Origin of the sequence: Persicobacter sp. CCB-QB2, assembly GCF_001274635.1 — a bacterium.
Taxonomy (GTDB): Bacteria; Bacteroidota; Bacteroidia; order Cytophagales; family Cyclobacteriaceae; genus Persicobacter; species Persicobacter diffluens.
Window position 1 is genome coordinate 1,474,620 of record NZ_LBGV01000001.1, and the last position, 14,774, is coordinate 1,489,393.

23 protein-coding genes are annotated in these 14,774 nt (G+C 44.3%); 2 read left to right on the forward strand and 21 right to left on the reverse strand.

Going from position 1 to position 14,774, the window contains the following annotated elements:
* Positions 1–88: 88 nt before the first annotated feature.
* The 4 genes from NG22_RS06680 to NG22_RS06695 are packed head-to-tail and all read right to left on the reverse strand — an operon-like array spanning position 89 to position 3,860.
* Entirely contained in the window at positions 89–1,063 is a 975-nt protein-coding gene (locus tag NG22_RS06680) for a DNA/RNA helicase domain-containing protein (protein WP_053405016.1), read from the reverse strand.
* Positions 1,060–2,748, reverse strand: coding sequence for a hypothetical protein (locus tag NG22_RS18000; protein WP_053405017.1), 1,689 nt, complete (start codon positions 2,746–2,748; stop codon positions 1,060–1,062). The genes NG22_RS06680 and NG22_RS18000 overlap by 4 nt, the downstream gene beginning before the upstream one ends.
* Positions 2,745–3,671, reverse strand: a complete 927-nt coding sequence (locus NG22_RS06690; protein WP_053405018.1) for an ArdC family protein — start codon at positions 3,669–3,671, stop codon at positions 2,745–2,747. The genes NG22_RS18000 and NG22_RS06690 overlap by 4 nt, the downstream gene beginning before the upstream one ends.
* A 6-nt stretch (positions 3,672–3,677) precedes the next feature.
* Positions 3,678–3,860: a hypothetical protein gene (locus NG22_RS06695; RefSeq protein WP_053405019.1), complete on the reverse strand. Its 183-nt coding sequence runs from the start codon at positions 3,858–3,860 to the stop codon at positions 3,678–3,680.
* A gap of 109 nt (positions 3,861–3,969) precedes the next feature.
* Between NG22_RS06695 and NG22_RS06700 the strand changes: the two genes are divergently transcribed.
* Together NG22_RS06700 and NG22_RS06705 are read left to right on the forward strand one after the other, a co-directional pair.
* The gene (locus NG22_RS06700) at positions 3,970–4,185 is read left to right on the forward strand and encodes a hypothetical protein (RefSeq protein WP_053405020.1); all 216 of its coding nucleotides are present in this window, start codon (positions 3,970–3,972) and stop codon (positions 4,183–4,185) included.
* Entirely contained in the window at positions 4,185–4,580 is a 396-nt protein-coding gene (locus NG22_RS06705) for a type II toxin-antitoxin system death-on-curing family toxin (protein WP_053405021.1), read from the forward strand. The genes NG22_RS06700 and NG22_RS06705 overlap by 1 nt, the downstream gene beginning before the upstream one ends.
* Before the next feature lie 25 nt (positions 4,581–4,605).
* Here NG22_RS06705 and NG22_RS06710 read toward each other — a convergent pair whose 3' ends face one another.
* The 17 genes from NG22_RS06710 to NG22_RS06790 are packed head-to-tail and all read right to left on the reverse strand — an operon-like array spanning position 4,606 to position 14,677.
* Positions 4,606–5,046: a 3TM-type holin gene (locus NG22_RS06710; protein ID WP_053405022.1), complete on the reverse strand. Its 441-nt coding sequence runs from the start codon at positions 5,044–5,046 to the stop codon at positions 4,606–4,608.
* Positions 5,027–5,671, reverse strand: a complete 645-nt coding sequence (locus NG22_RS06715) for a glycoside hydrolase family 108 protein (RefSeq protein ID WP_053405023.1) — start codon at positions 5,669–5,671, stop codon at positions 5,027–5,029. The genes NG22_RS06710 and NG22_RS06715 overlap by 20 nt, the downstream gene beginning before the upstream one ends.
* Positions 5,668–6,111, reverse strand: a complete 444-nt coding sequence (locus NG22_RS06720) for a hypothetical protein (protein ID WP_053405024.1) — start codon at positions 6,109–6,111, stop codon at positions 5,668–5,670. The genes NG22_RS06715 and NG22_RS06720 overlap by 4 nt, the downstream gene beginning before the upstream one ends.
* On the reverse strand, positions 6,108–6,539 hold the full coding sequence (locus NG22_RS06725; RefSeq protein WP_053405025.1) for a hypothetical protein: 432 nt from the start codon (positions 6,537–6,539) through the stop codon (positions 6,108–6,110). Before NG22_RS06725 ends, NG22_RS06720 begins: the two co-directional genes overlap by 4 nt.
* Positions 6,540–6,722, reverse strand: a complete 183-nt coding sequence (locus NG22_RS06730; RefSeq protein ID WP_053405026.1) for a hypothetical protein — start codon at positions 6,720–6,722, stop codon at positions 6,540–6,542.
* Positions 6,715–7,506 (reverse strand): hypothetical protein, encoded by a 792-nt coding sequence (locus NG22_RS06735; protein ID WP_053405027.1) that lies wholly within the window; start codon positions 7,504–7,506, stop codon positions 6,715–6,717. The genes NG22_RS06730 and NG22_RS06735 overlap by 8 nt, the downstream gene beginning before the upstream one ends.
* 16 nt (positions 7,507–7,522) lie before the next feature.
* A complete protein-coding gene (locus NG22_RS06740) occupies positions 7,523–8,263 on the reverse strand; it encodes a hypothetical protein (protein WP_053405028.1) in 741 nt (246 codons plus the stop codon).
* A 12-nt stretch (positions 8,264–8,275) separates the two neighbouring features.
* The gene (locus NG22_RS06745) at positions 8,276–8,491 is read right to left on the reverse strand and encodes a hypothetical protein (RefSeq protein ID WP_053404244.1); all 216 of its coding nucleotides are present in this window, start codon (positions 8,489–8,491) and stop codon (positions 8,276–8,278) included.
* Positions 8,488–8,820, reverse strand: a complete 333-nt coding sequence (locus NG22_RS06750) for a hypothetical protein (protein ID WP_053405029.1) — start codon at positions 8,818–8,820, stop codon at positions 8,488–8,490. The genes NG22_RS06745 and NG22_RS06750 overlap by 4 nt, the downstream gene beginning before the upstream one ends.
* Positions 8,821–9,978: a hypothetical protein gene (locus tag NG22_RS06755; protein ID WP_053405030.1), complete on the reverse strand. Its 1,158-nt coding sequence runs from the start codon at positions 9,976–9,978 to the stop codon at positions 8,821–8,823.
* 1 nt (position 9,979) lies between these two features.
* Positions 9,980–11,131: a hypothetical protein gene (locus NG22_RS06760; RefSeq protein WP_157600898.1), complete on the reverse strand. Its 1,152-nt coding sequence runs from the start codon at positions 11,129–11,131 to the stop codon at positions 9,980–9,982.
* The gene (locus NG22_RS06765; RefSeq protein ID WP_053405032.1) at positions 11,128–11,421 is read right to left on the reverse strand and encodes a hypothetical protein; all 294 of its coding nucleotides are present in this window, start codon (positions 11,419–11,421) and stop codon (positions 11,128–11,130) included. Before NG22_RS06765 ends, NG22_RS06760 begins: the two co-directional genes overlap by 4 nt.
* A 3-nt stretch (positions 11,422–11,424) precedes the next feature.
* Positions 11,425–11,799 carry a hypothetical protein gene (locus NG22_RS06770; RefSeq protein ID WP_053405033.1) on the reverse strand — a complete coding sequence of 125 codons (375 nt, stop codon included), beginning with the start codon at positions 11,797–11,799 and terminating at the stop codon, positions 11,425–11,427.
* 38 nt (positions 11,800–11,837) lie between these two features.
* Positions 11,838–12,440 (reverse strand): hypothetical protein, encoded by a 603-nt coding sequence (locus NG22_RS06775; protein WP_053405034.1) that lies wholly within the window; start codon positions 12,438–12,440, stop codon positions 11,838–11,840.
* A 47-nt stretch (positions 12,441–12,487) separates the two neighbouring features.
* Complete coding sequence (locus tag NG22_RS06780; protein WP_053405035.1) at positions 12,488–12,910, reverse strand: hypothetical protein; 423 nt, start codon at positions 12,908–12,910, stop codon at positions 12,488–12,490.
* Between the two features lie 58 nt (positions 12,911–12,968).
* Positions 12,969–14,231, reverse strand: a complete 1,263-nt coding sequence (locus NG22_RS18005; protein WP_053405036.1) for a hypothetical protein — start codon at positions 14,229–14,231, stop codon at positions 12,969–12,971.
* Complete coding sequence (locus tag NG22_RS06790; protein WP_157600899.1) at positions 14,228–14,677, reverse strand: hypothetical protein; 450 nt, start codon at positions 14,675–14,677, stop codon at positions 14,228–14,230. The genes NG22_RS18005 and NG22_RS06790 overlap by 4 nt, the downstream gene beginning before the upstream one ends.
* Positions 14,678–14,774: the final 97 nt, after the last annotated feature.

Genomic DNA, 14,774 nt, shown 5'->3' on the forward strand with positions numbered 1-14,774 from the left:
TATTTCCTTTTGAGGGGATAGGAAGGAAGTTAGAGGGAGAATAGGTGAAATAGTGAGGAAACAGAGGTGTTTTTCTAGAAAGATAGCCTCACCTCACCACCACTTCAACATCCTCTCCTCCCTCAATCCTTTCCTCAAACACATTAAAGACCCTATCCGCATTCGAATACCTGTTCTTCTCAAACATCGCCCGACCGCCTTCATGCACATGAATGACCATATCGGAATCGAATTCCACCATATTTCCGCCGCGGGTTTGGCGTCCGGTGGTGGATTGGAAGATCATGATGAAGATGGTTTGTTTGTGCTGCTTGCGGAGGTCATTCAGGTCTTGCTGTTTGGCATTGGGGACTTTGTTCCAGGAATCGACCACCACGACATCAAAGTGCTGGGCGGCTTCGTGTAGCGAAGTAACGCCTTTGGCGGCTTCAGCCGCAGATTGAATTTTGGATCGGTTTTCCGGGTGGATGTATTGTTCGGTATAATTTCGGATTACGGGATGAGCCGGGTCCATCTCCAGAGTAAAAAATCCGACTGACTTTCCGAGACTGGCCAAGCCGTTCATTAGTTGGAAAGCCAGGCGCGTTTTGCCGGCTCCTTTGTCGCCACGGAGGACGATGGCGGATTCATGTGGGGCAAATTCTCCCAACCACAAACCGATCTGTCCAGGGATTTTGATCTTGGGGGTAGGATCTTCGGTTCTTTCTAAGCTTCCAAAACCGGAAAATCCATTTTCCTGCTTATGGTTTGTTGGTTGAGCTTCCTTATTTTGGGTGATTTGCCGGTATTGTTCCGCTTTGATGGAGCTGCCTTTGTGGTCCTCACATTCACAGCCGCAAATACAGGTCACGGCATTTCCCAGGCCGGCACCATGGAACTTTCCTCCGCATTTGCATTCACATTTCGGTCCGGTGGCGGACTCGCATTTCCCGGAGTGTTTTTCGGGCATACCTGCTATGGCAGATTCATTTATATTTTCCTCCATAGATGCCAAAATGATCATACGCTCGGTTTCATCTTTGGCATTTTTTAAGGCATCGATATATTTTTTGGGAATACTCATGAGGCTTTCTTTTTGGTTCCGAAGAGAGAAGTTTGCTTTTTGCCGGCCTGTTTGGCTTCGGATTTTTTCTTCATATGCTTGGCTAATTTCCGCTTGATCGTCCCCACCTTGTCGAGGTAGGGCTTGGCCAATTCATCGGCCTTGTTTTTAGAGATTTTTCGTGTGGCATCGCTACTATTCACCGCAGCATAAAATCGTGTCGATTTTTCATGGTATTCTTTTTCAGCGACTTTCAACTCCTTTTCAATGCTTCTTTTCTGTTCCTCCCAGGCCGCTTCTGATGGAGATTTGGAGAGCTGTCGGTTCAGATTGATCACTGCATCATATTTTCCCATATTCGCAAACCTCTCCAGGTATTGAAAGAACTTGCTTTTAGCTGAAAATTGTCCGCTTTTATTGCCATATCCTTGCTGAAATAGCCATTTAGCGATCTGATTTTCATTTTGATGCGTCAGCTTTGGGAACCGTCTTCGCGCCTCTCCAGTCCAGTTGGCTATGGTGGAAAGGTTGTTTAGAGAGGTCTTGTCTTTGCCGTCAAATTGCAATAATTGCCCAATCATCCAGCCCTTGGGGTTGAGATATGACAAATTATGGATGGTCGATGCGTTCTTGCCTTCTTTCTCGCGGATTTCTTCCTCAATTTGCTTGGCGCAAGAGGGTCCGGAAAGCCCACATTCCTCCCGTTTTTTTCGATAATATCCGGCACGCTCCAGGTCGGTTTCTTTGGTGGAAAGCGTGTTTGAATTCAGTGCAAAATTAATGGCCTGTGCTTCGCTTCCCTCAAAGATCTTCGCCGGTATCCTTTTAAAATAATGGTCAATTTTTGAAATTCTTTTGAATGCCTCAAAGCGGCTGTGCCCACTTAAAACGAAGTATCTATTTTTCTTGTTTGGATCCTCCCAAACGACGATGGAATCAAAAGCGGACCAGTCAAATTTTTGATTGAAATGAGCCGATTCAATTCGCTTTACCGACTCCTCAGAATAGGCATTATTTCGGTTTTGAAAACGCTTTTCATCTGTTTGGATCTTCCACAAATCAATAGTGTGAACCTTTACCTTATTTGAACTAGCTCCCTTCTCGGACTTTACTTTCGTCTTTTTAGCTGGTGTGGCCGGTTTTGACTTTGGCTTTAACTCACTCTTTTTTTTTAAGATGCAGCTCATTTGACCCAATGCAACTTGAACCTTTTCTTCATTTGTTTCGGAAAGGGGAATTTGCCAAACCTTCTGCTTTGGTGCCCAGGTGAAGCCATTGGACTTCAGAATTGCCCGGTCTACTTCACTAGGTTTATGGCTGAATTTTAGTTGTATGCGTTTGATTTTTTCATTGCGAACTACCTCTGTTTCAATAGTGGATGCTGCTTTTTTCGGACTTCCTTTTGCTGCCGCTGGGACTTTGGGTTTTGGGGCAGCTTTTGGCGCTGAGCTCGGTTTAGGGACAGATTCAGGCTTTTCCGGACTCGCTTTTTCCGGTCTATTTTCCGGATTAAAGGCCTGGTATTCTCCCTTTTTGAGAATGAAATCTGCAGCCTTTTGCGCCTTGGCCGTAGTGTTCGTAATCCAGCGGTTATCCTCTCTCATTTTTTTGAGAATACGGCTTTTCCAGTTTCGAATATAGGCGGCGCTATTGTCAATGGTAAACATCAAAATGCCCGCCTGCCCACATAAATAGGAAGCGCTCATTTCTGCGATAAGTTCTTCTGCAGCATATCCCGGATCACCCCAAACAGCTCCCCGCGCGACTTATCATTGAGTCGTTTTCGGTGCTTTGTGCTATGAACCAACTCATGAAAAAGGGTAGCATAGTAACGCTGTTTTTCTTCGAATTGGTCAAAATAGGGCATGGTCACCGTATCCTTTTGTGGGGTGTAAAATGCCCGATCCTTTTTGGAATGCAGGATAGGAGGCCTTTCCGGCATATGTGCAATTATCTGATTAGCAGAATCAATATCATCACCTTTAAATTTTTCTGCTTCTATTTTCGTGAAGTTGTGGTCAATTCCCTCAGTATCATCCAGATTGAATACCCGGTAGTACTTCAGAAATTTGATTTCCTCATTGTTTTGCGGGTCACTTTCGTATTCTTCTTTTGTGATGGTATTCCCTTCCGAATCTTTATACATGATGGAATAATAGACCACTATTCGGCTTTCTGCTCCCTTTTCAATTTGCCCTTTTAGCTTCTGGACCTGCTTGAAAGTAAGATAATAAGGCAAGGCTCTCCGATCCATCATACTCAGCATAAAGTAGTTCATACCCGTGTAGGGCTTATCACTGACGTAATTTTTAGCAATGGGACCAAGTGGTCTGCCGTTTTTATCCAGGAAGATAGTCTGAGACCAGGGTTTCCTCCAGGGCAGCTCTTCTTCAGAAGTGGATTCAATTTTATCAATGATCATTTGGGTGATGATGTCGTTGACATTGGCGGTCTTTCCCAGTCCCATCAAGCCGCCCAGTTCTTCCAAGGGTCGTCCTTCATCTCCAAGGAGTTCCTGCTCTTCCTTTTCGCAGAGGCATGGAATACCGTTTAATAATTCGTTGTCATTATTATTATCGGAGAACATCCACCAGGTAAGTCCTCCCAAGGCTAGGGCTGGAATGATCATATTTCTTTAATTGTTTTGGACTACAGTATTTTCCGCCAATATTTCCCCCAGTAATCCCCCCACAAAAAGGAAAGCCGAAGCATCTTTTTTCAGATGCCTGGCTAAATAATAGGCCGCCAACCCGCAGGCACCTACATAAATGGCTTTTTTAGTTGTGTTTTTTAGGGTTAGGAGGTGAACTTGACTCATTACTCTTAGGGTTTCAATTTCTCTTTAAATGCAGGATTCCGTGTTTTTTGTATTACTTAATGTCATTTAGTATTACTTTTGCGTATACTCTATTAAAAAGTAAAGTATTATGGAAAGCTCAAAAATCAGAAAGTCACTAACACTTGATCCGGATGTGGTTCAATTTATTGACAAATACTCACGTACGAGCCGAGTTAGCTTCAGTACCGCCGTTAATCAGATTCTGTTGATTTATAAGCAGAAGCAGCAAAAAGAGACCGCTATGCAAATGGCTGATCGGTTAATGGATGATAATGAAGATGTATTTGAACACTTGGCTAAATAATGGTTAATTCTTATATCACTAAAGAGGAGCTACTCTTATTGCATCACAAATCCATCAAGCGATTTGGTGGTTTAGATGGAATTAAATCACCTGAGCACGAAGGTTTGATTGATTCCTGTTTATCTCATATTCAAAACGATGATTATTATCCGGATCTGGAAAGCAAAAGTGTGCATTTGTATTGGAGCCTGATAAAGAATCATTGTTTTGAAGATGGAAACAAACGAATAGCCTTAAGAGCGGTTACCTTTTTTTGGTTGAAAAACGGAATAGAATACGATGTAGCCAATTCATTTATTAAACAACATGGTATTTCACTCACAGAAGGAATTGCTGCCGGTAAGTTTGAGAAAAACCAAGTATTTTCCATTATCCAGGACTTTCTAAAGTCTTAATTTTTTCAACCTTGCGAATAGTCGATTATACATTATTGTCTTCATTTTTTCTTTTGTAGTTAATCATGGATATATCAAAATGCTGACTCACTTTACCGGCCACCTTTTCAATCGTTCGGCCTGCCACATAACCACCAATGCCTACGGTGAGCAGGTTCCAGAATGGTTCCGGTATACGATGTAATTCAACCGGATAGAAGCAGGAAATCATCACAATAAGGGCAAAGCAAACCATCACCGCTGGTCGCCAATTCCGTTGCAGGGCATTTCCTTGGCTTTCACTGAGGATAATTTGTGTCTGCAGGCGACTAATTTCCACCAAATGCTCTAGGAGCATTTTGGCTAATCGGTTTTTCAGGGCTTGCTTTTCCTCTTCGGAAGTAACTACTTCATCGACCACATTCCCAACGGATTCCACTAGTTTTGATGCCCCACTGGAAATGATTTTAGATAGAAAATTTCCCATAATGCATCAATATTATTCCCCCGATAAGCACCAAGGCTAAACTGCCTAAACCATAGACCTGCCAGTCTGCATAAACAAAAGCCATGGCCCGCTTTTTCCAACCGGATAAAAACTTTTTCAGAGTGCTATTCTTTTGGGCCAAGGCCTCATAATATTCCACTCTGGCCAGCTTGTACTGCTCAAATAGCAAGGCTCCATCCACGGAGTTTATCGCACCTATAGTCATTGGACCCATGGCACCATCTACTGAAAGATTCAGGCTAAATGATTTATTTAGAGTTCGCTGCAAAACCTTAATGGCATTTCCTCCGGCATTGACAAAGAAGTCAAAGATTTGAGCCTGTAGCGCAGTATTTTGGATATAATCTAGTTGAGCTCTTTTCCAGAATTTTTCAAGGTAAAAAGCTTTAACTAAGTCGTTTATTTCCACTGCTTTGACTTGGGTATTCCAGGGTAATTTACCTCCGGCCTGCGCCTTGGCCATATCGATATGGATCCAGCCCGGCCATGAGGGATGATAATTTCGGGCAATACCCTGATAGGTTTCTCCGCCGCTATCTCCAGGGACAAAGGCGTAAAAACCTTCGTGCCTGAGGGTTTCATTTAAAATTTTATCAAAACTCATAAAGCAAAAGCGTTATTTCGAATTTCAATCAACTGTTGTTCGGTTTTATCCAACACCGGAAATTGAGAAAATTCATCATAAGTCAACATGCTAACAGCGGACTCATGAACGAAATACCGATAGTCCTGACCACCAATTTGAGTCTGAACTTCCAGCATCTGATTTTCCTTTTTTCCACTGAATTTTCCGGCCAGATTATCGCGGTATAAGGTGGTAATCAGTCCGGTTCCATTTCCATCCGGGTAAGAAGGTACCACTTTTGATCCCTGATAAACTCCGGTCTTATCCAGGGATACCACCGCATAAAGGGGAGTTTGCACTGGGCTGACCTCCTTCTCTGTTGCCAATACAGGAAGTAAATCCTTCATTCCTTTTTCCCGAATGTATTGAGAGGTAATGAGCAAAATTCCCATTCCCATTAGTAAGTCTTCCGTTCTCATGCTGCCAGAATTTGGTTCAACTTCATCAGGTCGGAGCCGCTGAGTTCATCGGTCAGGTCCTGCACCACATTTCTTTGGTAGAGGGAGCGATAAGCGTTGTTCACTGCCGCCATGGAAATCTTATTGTTTTTCATATCATGAATCACCCGAAAGATTTCTCCTTCATTAGTGCCATCCCAAAGCCATGAAAAAGAAGAAGGATGCATGGCCGCATACAGACGGGTTGCATAGGAAGTGCTGAGCCCTTTATCCGATTGCATGCCGAATTGATTGGCGGCCTGAATGGCCTTCGACTTTTTTAACTGTCGATCAATCACCAAATAAACGGCAACACCCACCCCCGCTAAAAGGGCGAATTTGATCACCGTCTTTCCGGTATCACTGGAGACCACATTTTTCGCTGTTGATAGTGCCGTTATTGGATTCATTTACAGTATATTTTGGTAATTTTTAATCATCATATTGATGCCGGGCTTCTTACTTTTTTGAGCTAAAATTTCCAGACTTTCCACCGTCAATTGATTGACAATAGTCTGAATGGCACGAGCCATTTTTTGTCCCTCTGCTGTGGATTTTACATTCACTGAAATGCTTAAATTAGCCTTACTCATAGTCCACCTCCTCACCACTTGGTTTTCGGAAATTGCTTAATAATTGTCCCAGTAATTCCTCATTTTGAGCGAGTAATTGTACCAGAATGAAGAACTCTTTTTGGTATTGCTCATCTTTAGAGAGTAACCATTTTTCCGTCTCCGCTATAACTTCATTTTCAGCCCCTTCAAAAGCTACATTTGCATTATTTCCAGCAGGCAGGGAGTTGGATAGGTCCACGCCCATCAACCGACTTACCGCCACAGCTGCCAAATTGGCCAGTACCGGATTTTCGCCCACTTTTTCCATCACTCCGGCTAAGCCATTGCTCTGCTCAATCTCCTTTTTTCGGTCTTCAATGGCATGGACTTCATCCTTCAGCTGGTTCTCTTTCTGAAGTTTAAAATTTTCTTCCTTGAGACGTTCATTTTGAGATTCCAGCTGATCCGCTTTCTTCTCCATCTTCAGCAAATCTTTCTCCAGTTGCTGAATCATATAGGCTTTTACATCGTTGAGCTGCTCCTGAGGGAGGCCATGCAGGGCGGAAGTTTTTTCCAGTTCAGCGGTTTCTACGGATTTCTTTCCGGCGTCCACAAATTCACCATCTACCTTTTTTTTCGTGTTGACGATGATTTTTTCCGGTTCATAAGTGAATTTGATGTCCTCCAGTATTTCCACCAATTCTTGCTGATCAGCCGTACTTTGGTTTTCATAGACCAGCTGCTCCTCTCCATCTTTGAGGTAGCCAATGTCCACAGCCTCATAACGGGCGGTATGTTTGGCGATGTTATGTAATTTATTCATAGCGGGTTAATTTGGTTTATCTTTTGCGTCTTCGAAACAAGCGTTTCAATCCTCTTCCGGCAATGGCTGCCGGATGGTATCGCAGGACTTTTTTCAAAATAGACGACCTTTTCTTTGCTGATTTTCTTACTGCCGGTTTTCGACTGGACAATATAGGTCGTCGATTAACAGGCGATTTTTTTAATGTGGATGGAAAGCGCCTAAATCTCAAAGATGGTCTGCCAGGGAAGCCTTTTTTTTTGATCTTTGAACGCAGGCTTCTTGTTTTTAGAGAGGGTTTAAATGAAGGTTGCTGAATGCTCCTATTTTGATCTACAGCCCTTCTTTGACCAAAATAGGTAGGTCTTCTTTTTATGGAAGAAGTGCCCTTACAATGCTTCAAGGCCTGCTTCAAAACCCGGTTTTGTCTATGCACTGCAGCCTGTTTTCTTTTGGCCAGGAGCATGCTTCTTCGCCTTTCTTTTTGTGCTCTTTCCTTCTTTTTTTGAAGTGCAAAGCGTCTTTTTCTCTCCTCACGGTTCCTTCGGAGCTGCGATTGCTTTTTCACTTCCATTTGTTGAGCCACAGGATTGGTATTTTTTCCGGTTTTGACCGTCGGGATACGCTTAATCGCCGGTACCACTTTTGAGCTGCCCGGTAGTTTTTGAAGATTAGCCTGAGGCACCACTTTTCCATTGGGACGATTCATCTGGTCCACATCAATACCAAATGCATTGGCTACTCCTGCCGCAAATTGTTGGGTAAGTGTTCTTTGCATGATACTATATGATTAAGGCGTATTTTTAGAATTTTTAGCAGACTTCCATTCCTGTCTGATTTTAAATAGTAGCCATATGATTCCCAGCATAGAATTCAGCAATACAAAGCCCTTATCGATATGATGCCACTGGATGTCATGAGTAGTTTTGAGGTACTCATTGTAGAAGGTCAGGAAGAAAGCAGCAAAGCCACTTTTATCGAAGAAATTGTATACTAATCTATTCATGTGTTTCCCTCTATTTGCGTAATTCTGGATTCCAGTCTGGTGACTTTTTCGTAAAGCATTTTCATTGCTTTTGCCGAGGCAGCAATAAGACTGGAGTCTTCAGAAAAACTATCGGTCAGACTGATTTCAAAATTGACCCAATCGGCATTGGTGGAGCCCATTAGTTTAAAGTATTCCTTGCTATCCAATTGAAAAACCATCAACCCCATATAGGCCCGTCCGCTTTCTACCAATGCATATCGGCTTTTCTCATCGGCACAAACCAAGCGAGAATCCACCGGATCATTGGAGGCAATATGCAGCCCATATGGAAGGTTGAACTTGTTCATTTAGGAAATGGTGAAATCGTAATTCGCTTCCGAAGCATAACCAGATCCCGCCAAAGTTGAAGTATAGACATCATAATCCCGAAGGTTGCCTCCGGCGTCTTCAATTTGTTTCAGGCTGGCGCTAATGGCAAAAGAACCGGTCACGTCAGCATTGGAAGATTCCCGGAACAATACTTTTAGCGTGCGTCCCTTGGGCACACAAATGGCCAGATTCTTTTCTCCAGCCGGAATGGTCAGGCTGCCGGAAGCGTTATTTCCGCTCAATAATTTTTGCTTCAATCCCCTGGCTTCAGCGCTATTATTCGGGATGGAAATCCCATAAAATACAGCGTATTGGGGCGTGAAAATCAAAATATTACTGTCTTTTAGTCCAGCGGTAATCCGCCCATTGGGATAGGGGTTTCCTTTGTTGTCGTTTTTTATTGGTCCTTCCAGATAATTGAGCTCCACATACACTCCAAGTGTTTCGCCCGGATTAGCAAAAGTAATAGGCTCCAAAATGTAGGAGGTGTCTGTATTGGCAATTGCGCCCTGGTTGACCTCACTATTTTGATTGAAATTATCATTAGGAAAGGAGCGATAAACCGCAATTTCATCGATTTCACCTGCATCATTTAGTTGAATAACCCAATTGATTTTTGGAGTAATCGTACTTCCGATCTCCACGTTTTTGACATCCGAACTTGAAGCAGAAATGCTCGGAGCGGTATAAGTGGGGTTAATGGTGGGATTTTCAATTTCATCTAATCTCGCCAAAATCGATAGGTATTCGGCCTGATCCACGGGACCAATTTCCAGCCAGTCACTATTGGAATCCCCCCGAAGACCGTAGTACTGGTCCTCCTCTTTGACATAGACCGTCGAGCCCTCCGTCACTTTTCCATCGGTCAACAATTGGTTGCGCTCTGCTAAACTCTGGACAATAAGCGTTCCGCCGGACACGCCTGTAGGACCAACCAAAAGCACCCAGTCTCCGGTAGATTTATCCCGAAGCCCGTAAAGCTCTTTGGTGTCTTGCTGGAAAACAATCATGCCGTTGAAAGCTAATCCATCCGAAATCAGGGCGGCTCTGGCGGCGGCATCCGCTACTTGTTGCCTTTGATCGGTAGGGTCGGAAGAGGCGATATTGAGGCCGAAAGGTAGGTTGAATTTTGACATATCAAATAAGGGTTATATCGTAATGTGCGTCCATGCTATAGCCGGAGCCGGCCAGGCTACTGGTGAGCAACCAATAGGCCTGATCATTTCCTCCGGCGTCCTGCACAACTATTTCTTTTTTTATAAATGCGGCAGTCACTTCTGCATTGGAAGATTCCCGAAATGTTACTTTAAGTGACTGATTTTTAGGGAGAGCGATAAAACAGGATTTCTCCCCCTGTGGAATGAATAAGGTTCCGGAGAAGGCGTTTTTAATTAGGTGTTGCTCCCCGGATCGTATTTGTTCAGAGTTCACAGGGAGTCCTAAACCAAAAAATATTTTTTGATATCCTCTAAAATTAAGGTTAGCAGATAATGCCCCTGCCGGAATTTGGTATTCTCTTCCCTGAATATCATACCATTTTGGACCGGCCTCATAAGCAGCTTTGGCTTGAAACCCTATTATCCCTAAAGGCATATTCCATCCATAAGAAAAACGGTTTGATCCGCTATGAATCAGTTGGTTGTCCTGGAGTAATTCAATGCTGGGAAGTAATATATTCCCACCATCATTTTGGCTGAATTGGATTTGAAACAGGGCTTCCATCTTGCTGCCCACTTCCGCCTCTAAATCGATATCACCAAGAAGCTTTAAGCTGGGGGCAACTGGTGGGCGGAAAGGGTTGATGAGTTCCTGTATTTTCCAATATTCCGCCTGTGAGAACTGATGGAATTGCCTTACTTTTTGTTCGACAAAAGCCCTTTTCCTGATAAATTCCACCTCAATGATTTCAACATAATCTTCCCCTCCGGAAGCTGTATAAGCTTTTTTCACATAGGGATCTAACCACTGAATGATAATATCATTTTCCTCTGAACGGTGAACAAATAGCTTATAGCGCGCTCCGACTTGGCCCCGAAATACTTCAATTTGAAAGTCCTGATCGATATGGATTTCAAATTCGGAATACTCCAAATTTTTGCAATCCAGGAGTAAATTTCCCTCCGGAATTTTCCGTCCAAATAACGGCATGCCTGCCGGATAATCCTGGGAGCCATCACTCACGCTCACGAATTGAGGGGCCTTTGCTTTGGCATTGGTAGCATTAGAAAATGACTGATAGGGACCGAAAGAAAACATAAAGAGTAGAAGACTTAGCAGTTTGATTTTCATCGAATGGTTTCGTTAAGTTTGGCGACATATTTAAAGATTCTGACCAATCCGGTGCCGGTTTGGTCAAATCTGATTTCCATCTCTCCTTCAAAGGCATAGCCGGAAGATGCTGGAAATGAATATCTTTCCCCTGCAGGAATATCGATATCCAATGGCTCGCCCACATAGCCAATGTGTGCAGTGGTATCACCGGCATTAATGACGGTAAAGCCAGCGCAGGCATTCAGGCTAAAAGTGTCCCCATCCTTAAGCAGGGAGTCCGAAGTGAGCTTCATCAGATATAATCCCATGGCTTAAGATTTAAGGGTTCTGGTTAACCTGAAGACAAAATCATACACCAATTTTTCAGTGGTTTGCTGGTCAAATTGTGTATTGATTTTTACAGTATGTCCATTCGCAGGAATATCCACTTCCTGGAATCGATCATGGAAGGGCAATGATTTATCAGCCGTGAGTGCATCCTGATGCGTAACCTGCAGCAGGGCGCCACCATTGTCTTCCAACCCCACCCGAAAGGCATCCAATCCGCCTTGCTTGATGGGGTAAATCGCTACGCCCGTGCAGCGTTCGTAGGAAGAATTGAGTTTTACCTCTGAGCGAATTACGGTAGAAGCTGTACCGGCCGGTACCTCGATGGTCTTGGTCTGGAGGAAGGTTTCTTTTCTCATAAGAAGGAAAAATGGGGGCCGAGGCCCCGATCATCAAATTATTTCGGCATGGTCTGGGCACCCATGAGTCGAACCTGGAAGAAATGTCTTCCGACAGATTCATCCATGGCCTGATCCGGATTGAATTCGATCACCATTTCAATGATCTTCTTTTCAATCAACAAAATGGGGGTATCCAGGTGATAAGTGTCTTCCTCACCTTGCACCTTGGTGGATTTGGCCGCATGGGTGAAACGCTCCACCGGTAGCGATAGAAGCGTCTTTCCATCCTGTTTGATCAGGAATTTGGAGTTGAGCAATTCGGCCGGGAAGCTGGCATAATCCGAAGAGTACTTCACTGATGCCGGGGAGCCGACATAGTCTTTGGCCTTCATGATATAACCCAATTTGATTTTATCCACCGCCACATTTTGGCCTACATCCAGGGTATTTTCATTGAAATCAGAAACCCCAACCACCTTTTGATTGGTAGATCTTAACAGTGGATGTACCGAACCGGCATTGCTGATGTCGGAGGCATGCACCACATCGGCATCCGTAATTCGGATAGATTTTTTGGCAAATTCCTCCTGCGTCTGACGCGGTAATTTGCCTTTTCTTTTGTGCAAAAACTGAATTGCACGGGAGAATTGTTGAGTCATGATTTGATAGTATTAGATATTCTTTTTTAGGGAGTCAGACCTCCGAATTAACCCACGGTATCTTCCAATCCGATGAGCTCGTCATCGTAATCAATGGCTCCCACGGTATCTTCGATTTCTCCTCCTTCGCCACCATTGAGCATATAGGTGTTGCCGTATTCATCCTGCACCAGAGAAGGATTTCCCAGGCCGTCAATCTGGTAGATGTTGCCATCCTCATCCTGAATGAGTTCTCCCATTCCATTGATGCCGACCCCAACAGTGGGGACATAAGGCTTCAATACGGCTACTTTTTCCGCGACCTTTCCGGCCACTCCAATGGCGCCTTTCACCGCCATGCCCACCCCAATGCTGGAGAACTTTGGAGACTTCAGCGCAATGGCCATTCCGGCTGCCAATAATCCTATTTCAGCTAAGGGATTGTTGATACGGTTTCCGATTACGGAGGCGATGGTAATTCCTCCGGCCACCCCGCGATTTCTTTTAATTGAGTTGAATATTGTTTCATGGTAAATATGATAAGCGAAACTATTTTTTCATTACAGCGATCAAAGCCAATGCGCCCATGCCCATCATCATCATGGTTTGAGGGTTCATCTGGCTGCCTTGTTGGGTTTTCATGATTTCAAAGGCCGCAGCATTGGCGGCAGCTTCTCCCTGCGCTTTGGCAATGGAGGCGCTTTCATGCACCGACATCCCATTACCTTGTTGCGGACGAATGATATTCATAACCGTATCCAAGGTGTCCTTCAGGAAGTTACCGCCACTTCCGCCACTTGGCATCAAAGCATTTGGCGGAAGTGGCGGAAGCGCTGGTGCGGTGTTCATGGTTTGTATTCCTTTGGGTTGTAGCGGCGCTACACTCACCGGTTTAGGCGGAGAAATCCGGGCCATTTTTTTGGCTTTTCTGCGTTCTCGGATTTTCTTAATTCCTTTTCCAATGGCTTTTACTCCTTTGCCTACCAGACTGGCGACTGGCGCTAAGAAAGAGAGTAAGCCCAATTGTCCCAGGCCGCCAAGCCCAAGCATTTGCCGGGGCTGCATTTCATAATAGGTGGTACCATCGAAGAATAGCATGTCGTCTTCCGGTCCGTAAATGCCCTGAATTTCTTCCGAATAATAGAGCTGTTGATTAGCTGAGGCGGATTTTTCAATGGGCTGGAAAGATTCTTCCACCCCCTCTAATCCATTGAGGAAACGAATGGGTAACATGCTTTTATCGTATTTTTTACTGAATGGCTTTTCCTGATCGAACTGGCTGAGCACCGGATCAATGGTGGCATAAGGCTTGGGCATGGAGCCGTCTTTATTCGGGACAATCACATAGACATGCTGATAACTTTCTCGGCCATTGTAGGCCGTTTTTCGAAGCTTGTGCGCAATGCCCAAATTGTACAAAATGGAGCTGGCTAAAATCGAATAGCAATCACAATCCACGCCTTCGGCCCGGTCTGCCCATGACCTCGCAGGTCGACGCAATTGTTCTTCGTGTCGGGCGTCAGGGGTGTATTGGATATGATGATAGATGAAATTCCAAATGTTTCGGGCAGTCTCATAATCATTCTTGCCTTTTAAAACAGTGGAAATCCTTTGGGTATCTTTTAGGGTCTGCTCAATGATTTGCCCCATGAATTTGAGGGTATCAAAGCTATCGCCCGAATGCGTCAATAAAGGATTGGTCCTTTCCGGCTTGGGGAAATACCGATCGAACTCCCTGCCGGATTTAATCTTCCGCTTACCACTGGCCACAAGGCCCAAATGATCATTGCCGTTCAAATATCTCACAATCATAGCTGAAAAGTTTTGGTGTGAGACAATGACTGCCCATTCAGTTTGCCGGTGACTTTCGCCACGATGGTGGCGCCTTTCAAACTGAAATTGCTCAGCATATTCCGAACGGTCGAAAAGGGCAGCTCCAGGGTGATATTATTGATGCGCTGCGTGCTTCCGGCTTTGATCTCAAATGACTGATGGATGGAATAACCTTCCACCAACGGATTCAAAACACCAGGAGCCTTCTGGTGAAAAAGCTTCACAAAAACATCCTGCACATGAGCATCAATATTCGAAACATTGATCACCTGCAAGTCCACCTTGAAAGTCAGTTTGGTCAGGTCCACCGAATGGAGTCGCACCGCTTTTAAATCCAATTTCACCTGATCAGATAAGTGAGCGAATTGATTGTACAGCATGCCCGCGCCTATAATTGCCGATATGATAAGTCCTGCTTGGATCATATCGATTTAACTGTAACCGCTATCGCTCATCAGGCATTTTTAAGCAAGCGCGACCATTTTCAGGCTAGAAAGTGCAACAAAGTGCATTATAGTTCAT

What these genes read in the sequence shown, in the direction of transcription:
- NG22_RS06720 (WP_053405024.1), bottom strand. Translation starts at nt 6,111, where the DNA reads ATGAGAACGGAAGACTTACTAATGGGAATGGGAATTTTGCTCATTACC.
- NG22_RS06775 (WP_053405034.1), bottom strand. Translation starts at nt 12,440, where the DNA reads ATGACTCAACAATTCTCCCGTGCAATTCAGTTTTTGCACAAAAGAAAA.
- NG22_RS06710 (WP_053405022.1), bottom strand. Translation starts at nt 5,046, where the DNA reads ATGGGAAATTTTCTATCTAAAATCATTTCCAGTGGGGCATCAAAACTA.
- NG22_RS06760 (WP_157600898.1), bottom strand. Translation starts at nt 11,131, where the DNA reads ATGAAAATCAAACTGCTAAGTCTTCTACTCTTTATGTTTTCTTTCGGT.
- NG22_RS06770 (WP_053405033.1), bottom strand. Translation starts at nt 11,799, where the DNA reads ATGAGAAAAGAAACCTTCCTCCAGACCAAGACCATCGAGGTACCGGCC.
- NG22_RS06695 (WP_053405019.1), bottom strand. Translation starts at nt 3,860, where the DNA reads ATGAGTCAAGTTCACCTCCTAACCCTAAAAAACACAACTAAAAAAGCC.
- NG22_RS06705 (WP_053405021.1), top strand. Translation starts at nt 4,185, where the DNA reads ATGGTTAATTCTTATATCACTAAAGAGGAGCTACTCTTATTGCATCAC.
- NG22_RS06790 (WP_157600899.1), bottom strand. Translation starts at nt 14,677, where the DNA reads ATGATCCAAGCAGGACTTATCATATCGGCAATTATAGGCGCGGGCATG.
- NG22_RS06750 (WP_053405029.1), bottom strand. Translation starts at nt 8,820, where the DNA reads ATGAACAAGTTCAACCTTCCATATGGGCTGCATATTGCCTCCAATGAT.
- NG22_RS06735 (WP_053405027.1), bottom strand. Translation starts at nt 7,506, where the DNA reads ATGAATAAATTACATAACATCGCCAAACATACCGCCCGTTATGAGGCT.
- NG22_RS18005 (WP_053405036.1), bottom strand. Translation starts at nt 14,231, where the DNA reads ATGATTGTGAGATATTTGAACGGCAATGATCATTTGGGCCTTGTGGCC.
- NG22_RS06745 (WP_053404244.1), bottom strand. Translation starts at nt 8,491, where the DNA reads ATGAATAGATTAGTATACAATTTCTTCGATAAAAGTGGCTTTGCTGCT.
- NG22_RS06730 (WP_053405026.1), bottom strand. Translation starts at nt 6,722, where the DNA reads ATGAGTAAGGCTAATTTAAGCATTTCAGTGAATGTAAAATCCACAGCA.
- NG22_RS06725 (WP_053405025.1), bottom strand. Translation starts at nt 6,539, where the DNA reads ATGAATCCAATAACGGCACTATCAACAGCGAAAAATGTGGTCTCCAGT.
- NG22_RS06700 (WP_053405020.1), top strand. Translation starts at nt 3,970, where the DNA reads ATGGAAAGCTCAAAAATCAGAAAGTCACTAACACTTGATCCGGATGTG.
- NG22_RS18000 (WP_053405017.1), bottom strand. Translation starts at nt 2,748, where the DNA reads ATGAGCGCTTCCTATTTATGTGGGCAGGCGGGCATTTTGATGTTTACC.
- NG22_RS06680 (WP_053405016.1), bottom strand. Translation starts at nt 1,063, where the DNA reads ATGAGTATTCCCAAAAAATATATCGATGCCTTAAAAAATGCCAAAGAT.
- NG22_RS06715 (WP_053405023.1), bottom strand. Translation starts at nt 5,671, where the DNA reads ATGAGTTTTGATAAAATTTTAAATGAAACCCTCAGGCACGAAGGTTTT.
- NG22_RS06765 (WP_053405032.1), bottom strand. Translation starts at nt 11,421, where the DNA reads ATGGGATTATATCTGATGAAGCTCACTTCGGACTCCCTGCTTAAGGAT.
- NG22_RS06690 (WP_053405018.1), bottom strand. Translation starts at nt 3,671, where the DNA reads ATGATCATTCCAGCCCTAGCCTTGGGAGGACTTACCTGGTGGATGTTC.
- NG22_RS06740 (WP_053405028.1), bottom strand. Translation starts at nt 8,263, where the DNA reads ATGCAAAGAACACTTACCCAACAATTTGCGGCAGGAGTAGCCAATGCA.
- NG22_RS06755 (WP_053405030.1), bottom strand. Translation starts at nt 9,978, where the DNA reads ATGTCAAAATTCAACCTACCTTTCGGCCTCAATATCGCCTCTTCCGAC.